The organism is Collinsella aerofaciens (genome assembly GCF_964243765.1).
GTDB classification, from domain to species: Bacteria; Actinomycetota; Coriobacteriia; order Coriobacteriales; family Coriobacteriaceae; genus Collinsella; species Collinsella aerofaciens_BU.
In genome coordinates this window covers 141,191-158,335 of sequence record NZ_CAXTGI010000005.1, presented here as the reverse complement: position 1 = coordinate 158,335, position 17,145 = coordinate 141,191, and the positions used below count along the sequence as shown (strand labels likewise).

The window sequence follows — 17,145 nt, the reverse complement described above, 5'->3', positions numbered from 1 at the left end:
CGCCCTGATTAAAACGGCCTCACCGGTAGCGCTTTATGCGCACTTAGGCGGCGATGTACTTGCCGTCCTGGATCACATAGGCTGTAGCGGGCTTCTCGACTTGGCCCTCGTCGTTCCACGTGAGCTCGCCCGTCAGACCCTCGATCTTGATCTTGCGCATGGCCTTGGCAAGATCGCCGGCAATGTCGGCGCCGTCGGCCGTAATGTCGATGTTTGCCTTATCGATAGCCTCGACAATCGCATGGACGCAGTCATAGGCATCGGCGGCAAACTGGTTGGGCGTCTCGTCGTAGGCGTCCTTATATGCCTTGACGAAGTCGGCGTTCTTCTCATCGTCGGCAGAGAACGGGGTCATGAGCAGCACGCCCTCGGCAAGAGAGCTGTCGAAGCCCTCGACGGAGAGCAGGCCGTCCATGCCGTCGGTACCCATGAGGGTCATGTCGTATCCCATGTCCTTGGCGTTCTTGAGCAAAACGGACGCCGGCGTGTAGTAGATCGGCGCAAAGATGAGCGTGGCGCCGGCCTCCTTGGCCTTGGTGAGCTGGTTGGTAAAGCTCGTGGAGGAGTCGTCCTTAAAGGTCTCGGTATCGACGACATCAAGTTTGGACTCCTTGGCCTGCTCGGCAAAGGCATCGGCAACACCCGAGCTGTACGTATCGCCGGAGTTGTAGAACAGGGCGATCTTGGCGTCTGCATACTTCTCGGCCAAGAACTTCGCGGCGCTGGCACCCATGGTGGGATCGGTGAAGCAAACCTGAAAGACCGTTGTCTTATCCTTGGTCACGTCGAGCGACGAGGCCGAAGGCGTGACCATGAGCATATCGTCGGCAATCTCGCCCGAGACGGCGACGGCAGCACCGGTGGTGACGGGGCCGACGAGCGCCTGCATGCCCCAGTCGCACAACGTATTGAAGGCGTTGATGGCCTTCTCGCCGTCGGCGACATCGTCCTCGGACTTAAGCGAGAGTTTGAGGTCCTTGGTCGAGAAATCCTTGGCGGCAAGCTTGGCACCCTTCTCGGCCGAAACGCCATAGGTTGCCGCGGCGCCGGTCAGAGGGCCGATGACACCGATCTTGAAGGTCTTGCCGTCATCGGCGGAGCCGCCGTCCGAGCCACCCGACGAACAACCAGCGAGTGCCGCGGTGCTGCCGAGCGCCGCGGCGCCGGCGAGAAAGTTCCTTCGGCTGAGCGTGCTGTTGATGTTGAACATGGTGTCCCCCTTTTTCGCTGGCCGCAGTGCGGTCGTCTTGCGGTACGGGGCAAACCTTATGGCGCAAACGTTGACAGTTTGTTACGGAGTTCCGTTTGTAGCGAGCATGTTTCCAATGTTTCCGCAGCGTTTCGGGGGTGCCGTTTTGTGCGACTCCTGTTGCCTGGCGAGCACGCGCCCTCGGTTCACGCTAGAATGCACTCAACCTTTAAGCGGTTAATCCATCCATAAGATGCACGAAGGAGCTATCTATGAGCGAATCCCTGCGCACCGTGAACGTCGGTCTGATCGGTCTGGGAACCGTCGGCGGCGGCGTGGCCCGTCTGATCAAGAGCCACCACGATGAGTACCTGGCAGCCTACGGCATCGACCTTAAGCTGACCCGCGCCTGCGCGCTTGCCTGGGAGCAGGCCGAGGCAGCCGGTATTGAGCACGAGGCCTTTACGAGTGACTGGCATGACGTCGTCACCGACCCCGCCGTCGACATCGTCGTCGAGCTGATTGGCGGCGAGCACCCCGCGACCGAGATCTTCACCACCGCCTTTGAGCACGGCAAGCACGTCGTCTCTGCCAACAAGGCCCTGCTGGGCCGCCATGTCGAGACGCTCGCCGAGAAGGCGCGCGCGTGCGGCGTGCAGATTAAGTGCGAGGCCAGCTGCGGCGGCGGCATCCCCATCGTGAGCACGCTCGAGCACGACCTGGTGGGCAACAAGATCCTGACCATCGCCGGCATTCTCAACGGTACCACCAACTATATCCTGTCGCGCATGGACGCCGAGGGCGCCGATTACGCCGACGTACTTGCCGACGCACAGGCCAAGGGCTATGCCGAGGCCGACCCGTCCGCCGACGTCGACGGCTTCGATGCCGCCAGCAAGACGGCCATCCTCGCCTCCATCGGCTTTGGCACCCGCGTTACCACCGATGATGTGTACCAGCAGGGTATCCGCACCATCGGCGCCGAGGACATCGCCCAGGCCCGCGAGCTCGGCTACACCATCAAGCTGCTCGGCATCGCCCGCAACACCGACGCTGGCGTCGACGTTCGCGTGCATCCCACGCTGATCCCCGCAGACCATATGCTTGCCAAGGTCAACGGCGCCATGAACGCCGTCTACGTGGTAGGCGACGCCGTGGGCGAGACCATGTTCTACGGCGCGGGCGCAGGCTCCTTCCCCACCGCGAGCGCCGTCGTGGGCGATATCCTGTCGCTCTCCGAGCAGATCAGCCGCGGCGTGGCTCCGCTGCCCGAGATTGAGCCCTATGGCCACAACCTCACCTTTAAGCCCATGGACGAGCTCCAGACCAAGTACTATGTGCGCCTGAAGGTCGCCGACCGCGTGGGCGCCCTGTCCGAGACAGTCGACATCTTTGCCAAGCACAACATCTCGATCTCGCTCATCAACCAGGTCGAGGACGGCAAGTCGGGCGTCAGTGATGCCTGCTCGGTCATCTTCCTGACGCACCGCGCGCTCGAGAAGGACGTCCAAGCTGCCGCCGCCGAGCTTGCCGGCGTCGACTGCGTGGCCGAGGTCGCCAACGTCCTGCGCATCGAGGACGTCGAGGCCTGGACCGAAGGCGTTATGGCGAACTAGCCCAACGCTCGCCTAGCAATACGCGCCTTGAGGGCTCCCGTCCGATGTGGGACGGGAGCCCTTTTGTCACCTGCCCTAAGCACAACGGCAGAGCATATTTGCGCGAGCCGCTCATCGGTAACGCGGGCTACCGTTCACCGATATGCAAACGCGGCCGATTCCGACTACCGCTACGCTGTGCTGCGAATGTCCGCCCGCGATGAGAGGAAGCACCATGTTGCTCGAGGGCAAGAAAGCAATCATCACCGGAGGCACACGCGGTATCGGCTATGCCATCGCCTGCCGTTTTATCGAGGAAGGCGCTGCCGTCACCGTCTTTGGCTCGCGCCAGGAGACTGCCGACACGGCCGTTGAGAAGCTGACAGCCGCCTATCCCGACGCCAAGGTCTGGGGTCGCTCCTGCGATCTCACCTCGCTCGAGGCCGTGACTGAGGCCTTTACGCAGACCGCAGCCGACATGGGCGGCTTGGACACGGTCGTCAACAATGCCGGTATCTCCCAGCGTTCACCCCTCTTGGACTACACGGCCGAGGAGTTCGCAAAGGTCATGGACCTTAACGTCGTCGCCGTCTTTAATGGCCACCAGGCTGCCGCCAAGATCATGACCGAGGCCGGCCACGGCGGCACCATCACTACCACAAGCTCGATGGTCGCCAAGTACGGCCAGCCCTCCGGCGTCGGTTACCCCACGTCCAAGTTTGCCGTCAACGGTATGGTCCAGTCGCTCTCGCGCGAGCTCGCTCCCATGGGCATCCGCGTCAACGCCGTCGCCCCCGGCGTGACTAAGACCGACATGGTCGCCAACCTGCCCGAAGAGGTCATCAAGCCCATCATCGCCACCATTCCGCTGGGTCGCATGGGCGAGCCCGAGGATGTCGCCAACGCCTTTGTTTTCCTGGCGAGCGACATGTCCTCCTATGTCACGGGCGCCGTGCTCCCCGTCGACGGAGCCGCCCGCTCCTAAGGAGCCACAAGCTTTGGCTTCAAGCTTCAACATAGCTCAACCAAAAAGGCGCGCCGTCTGAATCAACTGCAGACAGCGCGCCTTCTCCTGTTATGAAAGGGAAACTATGTCCCAGTATTTCGGATCAGAACGGGGCACGGTTTCCCCCAGGACCTCCTTGCGGAAGCTGCATCCCACTCTGAGCGCCCATTCCGGGACACAGCTTCCCAACGGCCCCCGTTTCGGAAACCACATCCCGTTCCGAGCCTTCAAAGCGGGACGCGGCTTCCCCGAGAAAGTATCGACTACTTACCGTCGTCGTCTTCGGCTTCTTCGCGCGCATAGAGCTCCAGCATGCGGCGGCGGTATTCGCGCACAGCGAGCTTGGCGCGCTCCAGGCGGCGGCGCTCACGCGGAGTCAGCTCGGACGGGTCGACCTCGTCTCCATAGGTCTTATCGGCAAGCAGGTGCGCCGCGTCCACGATGCGGGCATCGATGTGGCCGCTCGCCGCCTCGGCGGAAAGACGCTCGGCAATCGTATCGAGCGTAGGCAGGCCCTCGAATACGCGACCATGGCCATGCGAGGTCAGCAGCTCGTGCTCGCGCGCGAGCAAGCTCGCTAGGTCGTGGTGGGCGCGCAAGATGTCGAGCGCATCGGATGGATGCTCGGCAACCTCTGCCACGGCGGCGACCGGTGCGGCATCCACCACGCGGTAGAAGAGCTGCGCGAGCAATGGCATCAAGAACACCGTGATGGCACCGGCGGCAACCATGACCGACGCAATATCTTGCGACAGCGCGCCCGCGTTGACGGCAACGCTCGTAACGGCAACGATGATCGGCAGCGCCGTGGTGCAGTACAGGGCCACGGTAATGCGACCATACGCCGACACATCGCGCGTCGCAGGACAAATGCTCATGGAAATAAGAATGGGCACGGCACGAATAATCAACAACGCCACGATAAAGCCCGCGAGCAAGCCCGGGCGCGACGCCACGGCCGTCAGGTCGATCTTTGCGCCCGACACGGTAAAGAACACCGGAATCAAAAAACCGTAGGCCAGACCGTCGAGCTTGGTCTCGAGCGTATGGTTGCCCTCGGGGATGATATAGCGCAGGACAAAGCCAGCGGCAAAAGAACCCAACACGATGTCGAGATCAAAGACAGCCGAGAATGCCACGAGCGTGACCAGGATGAGCACCGTCAGGCGCACGAAGGTCTGCGACGTGGTATCGGCGCGCTCCTCAACAAATGCAAAGAAGCGGCTGCCGACGCGCTTGGAGCGGCTCGGGACCACGGCCAGCAACACGCAAACCACCGCAAACAAGCCAAGGATAACGAGCGTTTGGATGCCAGTGCGGGCAGACAACAGAACCGACATGGCGAGCACGGGACCGAGCTCGCCCCAAGTGCCATACGCGAGAATCGAGTCGCCCACGCGCGTGCCGGTGAGCGAGCGCTCACGCATGATGGGCACAAGCGTACCGAGCGCCGTCGAAGTGAGGGCAAGCGTCACGGCGATACCGTCGAAATGACTGACTGAGAACCACGGGGTAAAGCGCACGGCAAGCCAGGCGATACCAAACGTGACGACCCACGTCGCCAAGCCGTAGCGCCCCTCGACGCCCGTGATGCTCTTGGGGTCGATCTCAAAGCCGGCAAGCAGGAACAAAAAGGCCAGGCCCAGCTCGGACACAAGCGAGACCTCAGCATCTACATGGATGACGCCGAGCATATGGGGTCCCAGTACCGCGCCGAGCACGAGCAAAAAGACCGTCTCGGGAACGGGTTTTCCGGGAATCGCCGAGGCGATAAAAGGACTCGCAAAGGCCACGAGTGCGATGATGGCGAGCGAAATGAATGCCATGTGATGCCTTTCTCTTGTTTGCGCTTCACTGTAGCACCCTCGCCGTCCTCAACGCGCCGCGAGCTGTCGTATCATAGTGAGGTTTACAAACATGTGGCTCAAGGCGACCGCAGGGCAGACCCCGCAAACCGACCGCTGCCGCATACCGTACCGTACGCCCAACCGATCAGGAAGGCAGGAACCAATGGTCTCTCGTATCTACGTGGAGAAGAAACCCGGGTTCGACGTCGAGGCTCAGCAGCTCAAGGGCGAGCTGACCGAAATCCTCGGCATCAAGGGCATCGAGGCCCTGAGGATTATCAACCGCTACGACGTCGAGGGCATCGACAAGGAGCTTTTCCGGTCCTGCGTGCCGACCGTCTTTAGCGAGCCCCAGGTCGATGTGACCTACGACGAGCTCCCCGCAAGCGATGACGCCGTCTTTGCCGTCGAATTCCTGCCTGGCCAGTTTGACCAGCGCGCCGACTCCGCCAGCGAGTGCGTGCAGCTCATCAGCCAGGGCGAGCGCCCCGCCGTGCGCTCCGCCAAGGTCTATATGATCTCGGGCGCTCTGGACGAGGCCGCCATTGATGCCATCAAGCACTACGTGGTGAACCCCGTCGAGGCGCGTATCGCCTCGCTCGACCTGCCCGAGACGCTGTACATGGAGACCCCCGAGCCCCAGCCCGTCGAGGTGCTCGACGGTTTCCGCGAGCTCGACGAAGCCGGCCTTGCCGCCTTTATTTCCGAGCGCGGCCTTGCCATGGACGAGGCGGACATCGCCTTCTGCCAGCAGTACTTCCGCGATGAGGATCGCGACCCCACCATCACCGAGATCCGCGTGATCGACACCTACTGGTCCGATCACTGCCGCCACACCACCTTCGGCACCGTCCTGGACGACGTGACGATCGACGACGCCGTGGTGCAGCAGGCCTTCGACCGCTACATGGAGATGCGCCACGAACTCGGTCGCGACACCAAGCCCGTCTGCCTCATGGACATGGGCACCATCGGCGCCAAGTACCTCAAGAAGACCGGCGTCATGACCGATGTCGACGAGTCCGAGGAGATCAACGCCTGCACCGTCAAGGTGAAGGTCGATGTCGACGGCGAGGACCAGGACTGGCTGTTCCTCTTTAAGAACGAGACCCACAACCACCCGACCGAGATCGAGCCCTTCGGTGGTGCCGCCACCTGCGTGGGCGGTGCCATCCGCGACCCGCTGTCGGGCCGCAGCTACGTGTACCAGGCCATGCGTGTCACCGGCGCCGGCGACCCCACCGTCCCCGTGTCCGAGACGCTCGAGGGCAAGCTGCCGCAGCGTAAGCTCGTGACCACTGCTGCCGCCGGCTACTCCAGCTACGGCAACCAGATCGGCCTTGCCACCGGTCAGGTCAACGAGCTCTATCACCCCGGCTACGTCGCCAAGCGCATGGAGGTCGGCGCCGTCGTGGGCGCCACCCCGGCAAACCACGTGCGTCGCGAGTGCCCCGCCCCCACCGACAAGATCATCCTGTTGGGCGGCCGCACCGGCCGTGACGGCATCGGCGGTGCCACCGGCTCCTCCAAGACCCAGAACACCGAGTCCATCGAGACATCGGGCGCCGAGGTCCAGAAGGGCAACGCCCCGGTCGAGCGCAAGCTGCAGCGCCTGTTCCGCCGCGGCGATGCCTGCCGTCTGATCAAGCGATGCAACGACTTTGGCGCCGGCGGTGTCTCGGTCGCCGTAGGCGAGCTTGCCGACGGCCTGTATGTCGACCTTGATACCGTGACCAAGAAGTACGACGGTCTTGACGGCACCGAGCTCGCCATCTCTGAATCCCAGGAGCGCATGGCCTGCGCCGTCGCCGACGGTGACGTCGAGGAGTTCATGGGCTACGCCGCCGAGGAGAACCTGGAGGCGACCGTTATCGCCGAGGTTACCGCCGAGCCGCGCATGCGCATGGCCTGGAACGGCGTCGCCATCGTCGATCTGTCCCGCGAGTTCCTCAACTCCAACGGTGCGCCCAAGCACCAGGTCGCCCACGTCTGCGCCCGCAGTGTGTGGCAGCCCAGCTGGGCCGGTACCACGCTCGCCGAGCGCATGACCTCGCTCGTCACCGACCTCAACGTCGCTTCCAACAAGGGCCTTTCCGAGCGCTTCGACTCCACCATCGGCGCCGCGACCGTGCTCATGCCCTTTGGCGGCAAGACGCAGCTCACCCCAAGCTCGGCCATGGTCGCCAAGTTCCCCGTGGACGGCGAGACCACCACGGCGAGCGCCATGGCATGGGGCTTCAACCCCTATCTGATGGAGGCCGACCAGTTTGCGGGCGCCTACCTGTCCGTGGTCGAGTCCATCGCCAAGCTCGTTGCCGCCGGCTTTGAGCACAAGCGCACCTACCTCTCCTTCCAGGAGTACTTCGAGCGCCTGCGCACCGAGGCCGAGCGCTGGGGCAAGCCCATGGCTGCCGTCCTGGGTGCCCTTATGGCCCAGGTCGACCTGGGTGCCGGCGCCATCGGCGGCAAGGACTCCATGAGCGGTTCGTTTGAGGACGAGGCCGGCGAGCTCAACGTTCCGCCGACCCTGATCAGCTTCGCCGTCGCCGTGGGCAAGGCCGCCCGCGCCGTCTCGCCCGAGTTCAAGGGCCTCACGCACCGCGTCGTCCGCATCGCCCCCGCCACCTACGGCGAGGATTACCGCCCCGACGCCCAGCAGCTGCTCGCCGCGTTTGACGCCGTCGAGGCGCTCACCGCCAACGGCAACGCCCTGGCCATCTCCACGCCCGGCTACGGCTGCGGCGCCGAGAGCCTCTTTAAAATGTGCGTCGGCAACCAGATCGGTATCGAGCTTGCCGAGGATGTGGACGTGGAGAGCCTCTTCACCCCGCTCTACGGTAGCTTTATCGTCGAGCTCGCCGAGGATGCCGAGCTGCCCGAGGTCGCCGACGGCGTTGTCGTCGAGCCCCTGGGCACCACCGTCGAGGGCTATGTCATCGACACCGGCTCCGAGGTCATCGAGCTCGCCAAGCTCCAGGAGGCCTGGGAGAGCGGCATCGAGGGCGTCTTCGCCTACCGCAGCGCCGGCGAGACCCCCGAGGTCGAGACCATCGACTTCCGCGCCAAGGATATCCACGTGTACGGCGGCGCCAAGATCGCCCGCCCGCGCGTGATCATCCCCGTGTTCCCCGGCAACAACTGCGAGTACGACAGCGCCCGCGCCTTCCGTGCCGCCGGTGCCGAGGCCGACACCTTCGTGATCAACAACCTCACGCCCGAGGCCGTCGCCGAGAGCACCCACGAGCTTGCCCGCCGCATCCGTGCAAGCCAGATCGTTATGATCCCCGGCGGCTTCTCGGGCGGCGACGAGCCCGACGGCTCTGCCAAGTTCATCACGGCGTTCTTCCGCGCTCCCGAGGTCACCGAGGCAGTCCGCGACCTGCTCAAGGCCCGCGATGGCCTGATGCTGGGCATCTGCAACGGCTTCCAGGCCCTGATCAAGCTCGGTCTGGTGCCCTACGGCGACATCGTCGACGCCACGCCCGATGCGCCCACGTTGACGTTCAACACCATCGGTCGCCACCAGAGCCGTCTGGTGCGCACCCGCATCTCGTCCAACTTGTCCCCGTGGCTGTCGCAGTGCAGCCTGGACGACCCCTACACCGTCGCCATCAGCCACGGCGAGGGCCGCTTTGTCGCCAATGACGAAGTGCTCGCCCAGCTGATCGCCAACGGCCAGGTCGCCACGCAGTACGTGGGCGAGAACGGCAAGCCCAGCATGGATCTCTCCGTCAACCCCAACGGCTCCGCACTCGCCATCGAGGGCATCACGAGCCCCGACGGCCGCGTCCTGGGCAAGATGGGCCATGCCGAGCGTCGCGGCGACAACCTGTACCGCAACGTGCCCGAGCATGTCCCCGGCGATAAGTTCATGCCGATCTTTGAGAGCGGCGTGGCCTACTTCGCTTAAACCTTTCCCATCGGGTACAATCCCCTCGGGTAACAACACCCGCCACCGACACATCCGGTGGCGGGTTCTTTTTTGCTTCGCGCATGCAGGAAGGACATCATGGAAAGCCGCAAGCCGTATCTCGCCACCCTGCCCGGACTCATCCTGGGTTGTCTTGTTTGCTGTGCACTCTGGGGATCGGCCTTTCCCTGCATCAAGATCGGCTACGCACTCTTTGGTATCCCGGCGCACGATAGCGCCTCGCAGCTGCTCTTTGCGGGCTTGCGCTTCACGCTTGCCGGCGCCCTGGTTATCGTTGGGATGAGTGCGGCCCAACGCCGCCCCCTCATTCCGCAGGCTCGCGACATCAAGCCCATCTTTGTCTTGTCGCTCTTCCAGACTATCGGGCAGTACTTCTTTTTCTATCTGGGCCTCTCGCGCGCCAGCGCCATGTCGAGCTCCATCATCGAGGCCAGCGCCAACTTCCTCGCAATCCTCTTTGCCGCCCTGGCATTTCACACCGAGAAGCTCAATACGGCCAAGGTGCTTGGCTGTGCGCTGGGCTTTGCCGGCGTCGCGCTCGTCAACCTCTCGGGCGCAGATGGCACCTTTGGCTTCAGGCTCGATGGCGAGGGCTTTATCCTAGCCTCCACTGTCGCGGGTGCTCTTTCGACCTGCCTGATCGGCATCTTCTCGCGCAAGCACGACGGCGTCTTGCTTGCCGGGTGGCAGTTCTTGGTCGGCGGACTGGTCCTCACCGCCATCGGCTTTTTGATGGGCGGCGCGCTCTCCCCCACTGAAATCGCCCCCGCCATCGCGCTCATTATCTATATGGCACTCATTTCCGCCGTCGCGTACTCGCTATGGTCGCGTCTGCTTGCCGTCAACCCCGTCAGCCGTGTGTCGGTCTTTGGCTTTATGAATCCAGTCTTTGGCGTACTGTTAAGCGCGCTGCTGCTCGGCGAGGGCGCTGGCACGAGCCCTGTGACCGTACTTGTTGCCCTGCTGTTGGTCTGCGGCGGCATCATCATCGTCAACAGGCCCAAAAAGGCCTAATGAACTGCCCTTATTTAGCAGAGCGGATTCACATACTTTAGTTTAATGGAGTACATCGGAGAGCCGAGGGCCGCCACGCACGCCAGCGTGTGCCCCTTTTCCTAGCGTATCTGAACGCCGGCTTTCTTCTTCTCGCGCTTTACGCGGTAGAGCTCCGCGTCGGCAGCACGAAGCAAGTCTTGCCAGGTATCGACGCCATCACCAACCCGTGCGTAGCCGATGGACATCCGCAACAGATACGGAACCTCGGCGCGCGCGAGCTCATCGTTGATTGTCGCGCACAGATGCATGATATCCTGTTCCGCCACTGCCTTTTGGAGCACCACGAACTCATCGCCACCATAACGTGCGATAAAGCCGCCAGACGCCGAGCAGACTTCTTTGAGCGCAGCGGATATGACCTGAAGAGCGTGGTCGCCCTCCACATGCCCATAGCGATCGTTAATCTGCTTAAAGCCGTCGGCGTCCATCATAAGCAGATATACATCTTCGGCCTGATCCACATTTGAGAAGAGCGACAGCATATAGGTCTCAAAACGGTTGCGATTGTTAAGTCCAGTCAACGGGTCGGTCGAGATGAGCTGCTCCTGGTAGATGATGTAGAGCAGCAACATGCTAATCATTATGCCGACACAAAGGCCGGGCACCGAGTATACGACCTGAAAGGTACCGCCCACCAGGGCCGGAATGGCGAAAAATGCCAAGGTTCGATAGATGGCCTTCGTCTGCAGGCTCTCGACCCTGCGAGATTGCACAAATGCATGCAGGGACGTATGTATAACGTAACAGTAGCTGACGATGGGCTGGATCATATAGGCAAAGCCGCGACGATACACGCCCTGCGAATCGATATAGAACAGGGCGTGCGTCCAGTAACTGGTAAACGCCAGCACGACCACCAGAGCCGTAGGCAACGCAACAAGCACCACCCTATAGCGCGAGGTCAAAAGGCGAGAACCCTGCACCGTCTCGGAATAGATAAACCAAATGAGACACGCGATAGCAAAGAGCGAAAACGAAACCGCGTTGGAAATCCAGTTGGCAGCAATGCCCAACGTGCCGTCCACACCGTCCGAAAGCGTCCAGATCATATCGAATAATATGTACGCGGCAGAGGTGTAGCCCAGCATGCTAAACAATAGCTGCTGGGTGCTCGAGAACAAGGAGCGACGACTTCGCACGGCAAGCCCGATAAGAACAATCATGCATAGCACGAATATCTCAATCTTGAGTGCCTTAACCACTAGCGCCATCCCTTCAATACCCAAGTGGTCAGAATCGCCCAATTCGAATCAGGGCAATACACACCCCTTTACTCCGCAGGGGTAAAGGGGATAATAGCAGAGCGCCCGAACATCACTGCAAAACAGTTTCTGTTCGGGCGCCCATACGGCGCGAATTGCACACGCCGGCATCATTGATGGGTATCGATTGCTACTCGCCATCGATGTCAGCCGCGACGGCCTCCTCGATGGCCTCGACACCGACAGGCGACAGATCCTCCTTGCCTTGGCAGAACTTCTTGTCGACCCAGCCAGTCAGAATCGGAGCCATGATCGCCGTGATGATAACGGCGGTGGCGATCTGAGCGTACGCGGTGGGCGCAAGCTCGGCGTAGCGCGGTGCGACCTCGGCGAGGGCAACCGGTGTGGTCATAGCCGTGCCGGCAATGGTGGAGCAAGCCACAGCGGCCTTGCCATTGCCGCCGCACAGACGCTCGAACGCAAAGGTGATGGGACCGACGACAAACAGCGTGACAAGGCCCAGCAAGATGCCGGAAATACCGCCGGTGATAAAGCTCGACAGGCTCATGGACGCACCGAGCTGAAATCCGATGACGGCAATCGCGGGATTGGCACCGGGAACCAGCAGGTTCTTGATAAACGGGAACAGGTTGCCCAGAACCATGCCAATAACGAGTGGCAAGATAGAGCCGATAATGGTGCCAATGGGAATGTTGGCGAGGCCGGAAACACCGAGGATGATCATCGTGACGGCGGGGCCGGCCGTAAAGAACAGGATACCCACGGCGCCCTGCTCAGACTCATCACCGAACTCGCCCATGATGCCCGTATAGAGCGCCATGTTGCAAAACGTGATGCCGCCGATGATAGACACGGAGCTCAGACCCAGGAAGTTGTCGTTAAAGAAATATGCCACGCCCAGGCCGAGAGCCGCTGCGACGACCAGCTTGGGAATCAGCACGACGATGCCGGTCTTGATAGCGCCCGGCGTGGACTTAAAGCTGATGCCGGCGCCCACAAACAGCAGGATCGCGGCGACGATGGTATTGGAGCCACCGCGGCAGGCAGCCGTAAAGAAGCCGCCGATCTCAAAAACCTGCGGGCAGAAGGTGTTGAGCAAAAGACCGACGATCATCGGATAAATCATGATGTCGCCCGGGATGCGCGGGACCTTGAATTTCTTTTGCTCGTTGGCGGTTGCTTCCTGTGCCATGAAACCCCCATTTCCGCTGACGGGGTACAAAAGCCCACGTCACGCTTTGCTACAGTAAAGTTTGACCATGGTACCAGAAGAAATAGACCAGCTCGGTGAGAAATTCGATTCGTTGGACAGGGGCGCTAAACGTGCCCCGCTCTTATATGAGGCTCAAAACGATATAGAACACGATGCCCGAAACACAGCACCACAGCATCGATTTTGTCTTGACCGCCACGGCCACGACGCCGGCAGCCGCAATCCAGGGAACCAAGGCAGGCCAGGGTCCCGCGTCGAACGCGCCGGGGCTCACCAAGTCGTTGGCGACCAGCGCGGCAAAGGCAGCGGGCGGGATATAACCCAGGGCCTCGGTAATGCGGGGCGACAGCGTTCTCCCGCGCAAGGCAAACGCCGGCGCGATGCGAAAGAACGCGATAGCAGCCCACGACAACAGCCACAGAACCAAGAACTCGTTAACGGGCATCGCGGGCACCTCTTCCGTCTAATACAGCATCGCACGCCAGCGCAATGGCAATGCCGACCACGACGCTTGCCAGCACGGCAATATTCGTGAGGCCCAAGAACTTGCATACGGCGACGGACACCGCGCCCGAAACCGCCGCGACAACGTTGCCGCGCGACAGCCGCTGCGAAAAGAGTAGACAGATAAAGAGCGACGTGCAGACGAAACTCGCAATAGCGGTGGGAACATCGACAACGGCACCGACGATGGCACCCATCGTGCACGAAGCGCCCCATGTCGCGATGAGGATCACGTTGAGCACGAAGGATTCGCGCGGGCCCCAATCCTCCCCCTCAACCAGCTTGGCAAGCGAGATGCCGTATGCCTCCTCGGTGAGCGTCGCGGCAACAGCCAGCGTCTGACGCTTCGAGGCGCCCGCCAGATGGGGTGCGATCGATGCCGAGTAAAGAGCGAAGCGCGAGGAGATGGCGGCGACGCTCGCGATAATCGAAGGTGCCGGTACGCCCGCCAGCCAAAGATTGCAGATCATAAACTGGCCGCTGCCCGTCACAAACGTGCTGCTCAGAGCAAAGACCATCCAGGGCTCCATTCCCGTCTGCCCCATGATCATTCCGCACGGCGCGCCTATTGCAACATAGGTAAGCATCACTGGCCAGACGATTTTAAAGATCCTAGGGACCATGCCACTCCCATTCTGGTAAGTCGTCTGCAGCGCGCCTTGCAACGCAGCAGAAATATCAACCGGTGGCAATAAAGTTCACCTACAATTGCCACCGGATCGAAAGACACAACTTTTTAGGAAGTCATTATGACAGCTATCGATCGAGACCGGGCGCGCGCGGCCTTCAAAAGCTACACCGATGCCTACGACGCCACTAACCCACGCATCGCGCTCAAAATCGAGCATACGTACCACGTGGCCGAGGCATGCGATGCCGTAGCGCGCGAGCAGGGCTGGTCGTCAGAAGATATTGACCTGGCATGGCTTTGCGGCCTGCTACACGATATGGGCCGCTTTGAGCAGTTGCGGCGCTGGGACACCTTTAAGGACGCCGAGAGCATGAGCCATGCAGCGCTGGGCATCGAGGTCCTCTTTGGCGAGAATCCCGCCGATGCACCCGCCGTAACGAGCATCCGCGACTTTATCGATGACCCGGCAGAAGACGAGCTCATCCGAGCGAGCATTGCCTATCACAGCGATTTCCGTCTACCCGCACAGCTCGACGAGCGCACGCGGAGCTTCTGCGACATCGTGCGCGATGGCGACAAGATCGACATTATGCGCACCATCGCCGACAGCACCGTCGACACCATCCTCAAAGTGGATGAGGACGCGTTTCTGGCCAGCCGTTTCTCGGCACCGACGCTGGCCGCCTTTGACGAGCACCGCTGCGTCACGCGCGATGAGCGCGATGAGCCCGCCGACTTCTTGGTGGGGCTTATCTGCTTTATGTTTGAGCCCGTCTATCCGGCAAGCCGCGCGCTGGCGCGCGAGCAAGGCGATATCTACCGCCTGCTCGACGCGCCCTTTGGCATTACGCGGCCCTTTACCGACCCCGCCACGCAGGCAACCTGGAGCCGCCTAAAGGACGAGATGCGCGACTGGCTGGCGCGTGCCTAGCGCTCAAACTGGGCCAGCAGCTCCTCGACGACCTCGACGGCATCACCGACAACCTTGTACTGGGCAGCACCAAAGATGGGGGCATCCGGGTCCTCGTTGATGGCGATAATGCACTCCGCCCCACCGATGCCGGCAAGATGCTGGATGGCGCCCGAAACACCGATACTCACGAGAAGCTTGGGCGAGACCGATACACCCGTCTGGCCAATTTGGTGGCGATACTCCAACCAGCCTGCCTCCACAATGGGACGCGTGCAACCAAGCTCGGCACCCAGGGCATCGGCGAGCTTTCGCATCAGGGGCAGATTCTTCTTGGAGCCGATGCCGCGGCCCACCACGACCAGACGCTCGGCATCGGCAATTGAGGCCTGCTGTCCCCACTCCTCGGCGGGAATCGAGATCTCGACGCGGGCCTTAACGTCATCCGCAAGCACTACCTGGGTAATCGTGCCGGAGCGGCTATAGTCAAACTCGGGCGCCTTAAAGATGCCGGGGCGCACCGTTGCCATCTGAGGACGGTGGTTGGGGCAGATAATGGTGGCCATCAGGTTGCCGCCAAACGCCGGGCGCGTCTGCTGCAGCAGACCCGTCTCCGTATCCATAGAAAGCACCGTGCAATCGGCCGTAAGACCCGTCTGCAAGCGCACGGCCACACCGGGCGCCAGCTCGCGACCAAAGGCGGTCGCGCCGTACAGAATGGCCTCGGGCTTGCGCTCGGCTACCAAATCGCAGATCAAGCGAGCGTAGACCTCCGCGTCGTTCTGACGCAGGCGCTCGTCACGACAGACCAGAACTTCGTCCGCACCGGCGCAAATCAGATGCTCCAGGTCCCCGAGTGAGCCCTCGGGGCTCATGCCGACCAGTGCCACCAGACGGCAGCCGCGGGCATCGGCAAGCTCGCGCCCCTTGCCCATGAGCTCGAAGGCCACGGATGCAACGGCATCGTGCTCGTCAGTCTGCACGAAGATCCAGATGTCTCGATATGCGTCAAGGTCTGCCGCGCCGGCGGCCTCGTCGCGCTCAATCGAGATGGCGTTGACGGGGCAGGCGTCGACGCACCCACCGCACAGGATACAGCCGTCGGTTACGCGGGCACAGCGATTGGGGCGCTCACCCTCCACCACAATGCCGCCCGAAGCACAGGCGCGAACGCAGCGACCGCAGCCGATACAGGCTTCGCTATCGATAATCAGTCCGCTCATCTACGCCATCCCCTCGATAATCTTGGCAAGCTTTGCCGCCTGCTCGGACGCCGTCCCCTCAACGGCCTCGCACGTTTGGTCGCGTTCGGGCACAAACGAGCGCACGACCTGCGTCGGCGATCCGGCAAGGCCGCAACGAGAGGGGTCGGCGTTTACGTCGGCAGCGCTGGCCACGCGCACGTCTGCATCTTCGGCCGCGCGAATACCGGCAATGCTCGGCATACGCAGCTGGCCGATCTCCTTGGCGGTCGTCATCGCGCACGGCATCTCCAGGTACACCGTCTCCTCGCCAGCATCGCAACCGTGGACAAGCGAAAGCGAACCGCACGTTGCAAAGCCGGCGCTCTGCACGCAGCTCACATCGGTCACGCAGGGAATCTCGAAGGCGCCGGCAAGCTCGGGGCCAATCTGGGCAGTATCGCCATCCACCGCCATCTTGCCGCAGATGAGCAGGTCGAAGTCCTCGTCGAGCGCCTCGATACCGCACTTGAGGGCATAGGTGGTTGCCAGGGTATCGGCACCTGCAAAGGCGCGATCGGTTAGCAGCAGCGCGTCATCGGCGCCGCGGGCGATGCAGTCGCGCAGCAGCGATTCGGTCGCGGGGATGCCCATCGACACCACCGTCACACGCACGTCCATGCCAAAGCCGATAAAGTCGTCCTTCAGCGCTAGCGCACATTCGAGAGCACTTGCATCGAAGGGATTAATGACCGCCTGCTTGCCATCACGCACGATAGTATTGGTCTTGGGGTCCATCTTGACCTCGGTGCTTCCGGGCACCGCCTTGACGCACACCGCCATATGGAAATCACTCATC

13 protein-coding genes are annotated in these 17,145 nt (G+C 62.1%); 5 read left to right on the top strand and 8 right to left on the bottom strand.

The genetic code is table 11. The annotated features are described in order from the left end of the window. Positions 1-43: 43 nt before the first annotated feature. The gene (locus ACESSC_RS05340; protein ID WP_373161688.1) at positions 44-1,210 is read right to left on the bottom strand and encodes an ABC transporter substrate-binding protein; all 1,167 of its coding nucleotides are present in this window, start codon (positions 1,208-1,210) and stop codon (positions 44-46) included. Between the two features lie 251 nt (positions 1,211-1,461). On the opposite strand from ACESSC_RS05340, the gene ACESSC_RS05335 reads away from it, so the two are divergent. Together ACESSC_RS05335 and ACESSC_RS05330 are read left to right on the top strand one after the other, a co-directional pair. After that, complete coding sequence (locus tag ACESSC_RS05335; RefSeq protein ID WP_118333891.1) at positions 1,462-2,805, top strand: homoserine dehydrogenase; 1,344 nt, start codon at positions 1,462-1,464, stop codon at positions 2,803-2,805. Positions 2,806-3,019: 214 nt separating this feature from the next. After that, positions 3,020-3,769: an SDR family NAD(P)-dependent oxidoreductase gene (locus tag ACESSC_RS05330; protein WP_117645711.1), complete on the top strand. Its 750-nt coding sequence runs from the start codon at positions 3,020-3,022 to the stop codon at positions 3,767-3,769. Between the two features lie 284 nt (positions 3,770-4,053). Here the strand turns inward: ACESSC_RS05330 and ACESSC_RS05325 are convergent, their stop codons facing one another. Continuing rightward, the gene (locus ACESSC_RS05325) at positions 4,054-5,616 is read right to left on the bottom strand and encodes a cation:proton antiporter domain-containing protein (RefSeq protein WP_373161685.1); all 1,563 of its coding nucleotides are present in this window, start codon (positions 5,614-5,616) and stop codon (positions 4,054-4,056) included. Between the two features lie 184 nt (positions 5,617-5,800). Here ACESSC_RS05325 and ACESSC_RS05320 point away from each other — a divergent pair, with 184 nt between their 5' ends. Together ACESSC_RS05320 and ACESSC_RS05315 are read left to right on the top strand one after the other, a co-directional pair. Further along, positions 5,801-9,547, top strand: a complete 3,747-nt coding sequence (locus ACESSC_RS05320; RefSeq protein ID WP_373161682.1) for a phosphoribosylformylglycinamidine synthase — start codon at positions 5,801-5,803, stop codon at positions 9,545-9,547. Positions 9,548-9,646: 99 nt separating this feature from the next. Then, positions 9,647-10,582, top strand: a complete 936-nt coding sequence (locus tag ACESSC_RS05315; protein ID WP_373161679.1) for a DMT family transporter — start codon at positions 9,647-9,649, stop codon at positions 10,580-10,582. 101 nt (positions 10,583-10,683) lie between these two features. Here ACESSC_RS05315 and ACESSC_RS05310 read toward each other — a convergent pair whose 3' ends face one another. The 4 genes from ACESSC_RS05310 to ACESSC_RS05295 all read right to left on the bottom strand — a co-directional run bounded on the left by ACESSC_RS05310 (position 10,684) and on the right by ACESSC_RS05295 (position 14,151). After that, entirely contained in the window at positions 10,684-11,826 is a 1,143-nt protein-coding gene (locus ACESSC_RS05310; protein WP_158566189.1) for a GGDEF domain-containing protein, read from the bottom strand. 190 nt (positions 11,827-12,016) lie between these two features. Further along, positions 12,017-13,039, bottom strand: a complete 1,023-nt coding sequence (locus tag ACESSC_RS05305; protein ID WP_373161677.1) for a 2-keto-3-deoxygluconate permease — start codon at positions 13,037-13,039, stop codon at positions 12,017-12,019. Between the two features lie 142 nt (positions 13,040-13,181). Then, positions 13,182-13,505 carry an AzlD domain-containing protein gene (locus ACESSC_RS05300; RefSeq protein WP_117563496.1) on the bottom strand — a complete coding sequence of 108 codons (324 nt, stop codon included), beginning with the start codon at positions 13,503-13,505 and terminating at the stop codon, positions 13,182-13,184. Next, positions 13,495-14,151, bottom strand: coding sequence for an AzlC family ABC transporter permease (locus ACESSC_RS05295; RefSeq protein ID WP_255413342.1), 657 nt, complete (start codon positions 14,149-14,151; stop codon positions 13,495-13,497). The genes ACESSC_RS05300 and ACESSC_RS05295 overlap by 11 nt, the downstream gene beginning before the upstream one ends. A 162-nt stretch (positions 14,152-14,313) precedes the next feature. Here ACESSC_RS05295 and ACESSC_RS05290 point away from each other — a divergent pair, with 162 nt between their 5' ends. Then, complete coding sequence (locus tag ACESSC_RS05290) at positions 14,314-15,126, top strand: HD domain-containing protein (protein WP_373161674.1); 813 nt, start codon at positions 14,314-14,316, stop codon at positions 15,124-15,126. Here ACESSC_RS05290 and ACESSC_RS05285 read toward each other — a convergent pair. After that, positions 15,123-16,328: an electron transfer flavoprotein subunit alpha gene (locus ACESSC_RS05285; RefSeq protein ID WP_117563499.1), complete on the bottom strand. Its 1,206-nt coding sequence runs from the start codon at positions 16,326-16,328 to the stop codon at positions 15,123-15,125. The genes ACESSC_RS05290 and ACESSC_RS05285 overlap by 4 nt on opposite strands. Beyond that, on the bottom strand, positions 16,329-17,144 hold the full coding sequence (locus tag ACESSC_RS05280) for an electron transfer flavoprotein subunit beta/FixA family protein (protein WP_373161672.1): 816 nt from the start codon (positions 17,142-17,144) through the stop codon (positions 16,329-16,331). Position 17,145 lies beyond the last annotated feature (1 nt).

Coding starts and splice junctions, on each gene's coding strand:
- ACESSC_RS05340 (WP_373161688.1), bottom strand. CDS start 1,210: ATGTTCAACATCAACAGCACGCTCAGCCGAAGGAACTTTCTCGCCGGC.
- ACESSC_RS05335 (WP_118333891.1), top strand. CDS start 1,462: ATGAGCGAATCCCTGCGCACCGTGAACGTCGGTCTGATCGGTCTGGGA.
- ACESSC_RS05330 (WP_117645711.1), top strand. CDS start 3,020: ATGTTGCTCGAGGGCAAGAAAGCAATCATCACCGGAGGCACACGCGGT.
- ACESSC_RS05325 (WP_373161685.1), bottom strand. CDS start 5,616: ATGGCATTCATTTCGCTCGCCATCATCGCACTCGTGGCCTTTGCGAGT.
- ACESSC_RS05320 (WP_373161682.1), top strand. CDS start 5,801: ATGGTCTCTCGTATCTACGTGGAGAAGAAACCCGGGTTCGACGTCGAG.
- ACESSC_RS05315 (WP_373161679.1), top strand. CDS start 9,647: ATGGAAAGCCGCAAGCCGTATCTCGCCACCCTGCCCGGACTCATCCTG.
- ACESSC_RS05305 (WP_373161677.1), bottom strand. CDS start 13,039: ATGGCACAGGAAGCAACCGCCAACGAGCAAAAGAAATTCAAGGTCCCG.
- ACESSC_RS05300 (WP_117563496.1), bottom strand. CDS start 13,505: ATGCCCGTTAACGAGTTCTTGGTTCTGTGGCTGTTGTCGTGGGCTGCT.
- ACESSC_RS05295 (WP_255413342.1), bottom strand. CDS start 14,151: ATGCTTACCTATGTTGCAATAGGCGCGCCGTGCGGAATGATCATGGGG.
- ACESSC_RS05290 (WP_373161674.1), top strand. CDS start 14,314: ATGACAGCTATCGATCGAGACCGGGCGCGCGCGGCCTTCAAAAGCTAC.
- ACESSC_RS05285 (WP_117563499.1), bottom strand. CDS start 16,328: ATGAGCGGACTGATTATCGATAGCGAAGCCTGTATCGGCTGCGGTCGC.
- ACESSC_RS05280 (WP_373161672.1), bottom strand. CDS start 17,144: ATGAGTGATTTCCATATGGCGGTGTGCGTCAAGGCGGTGCCCGGAAGC.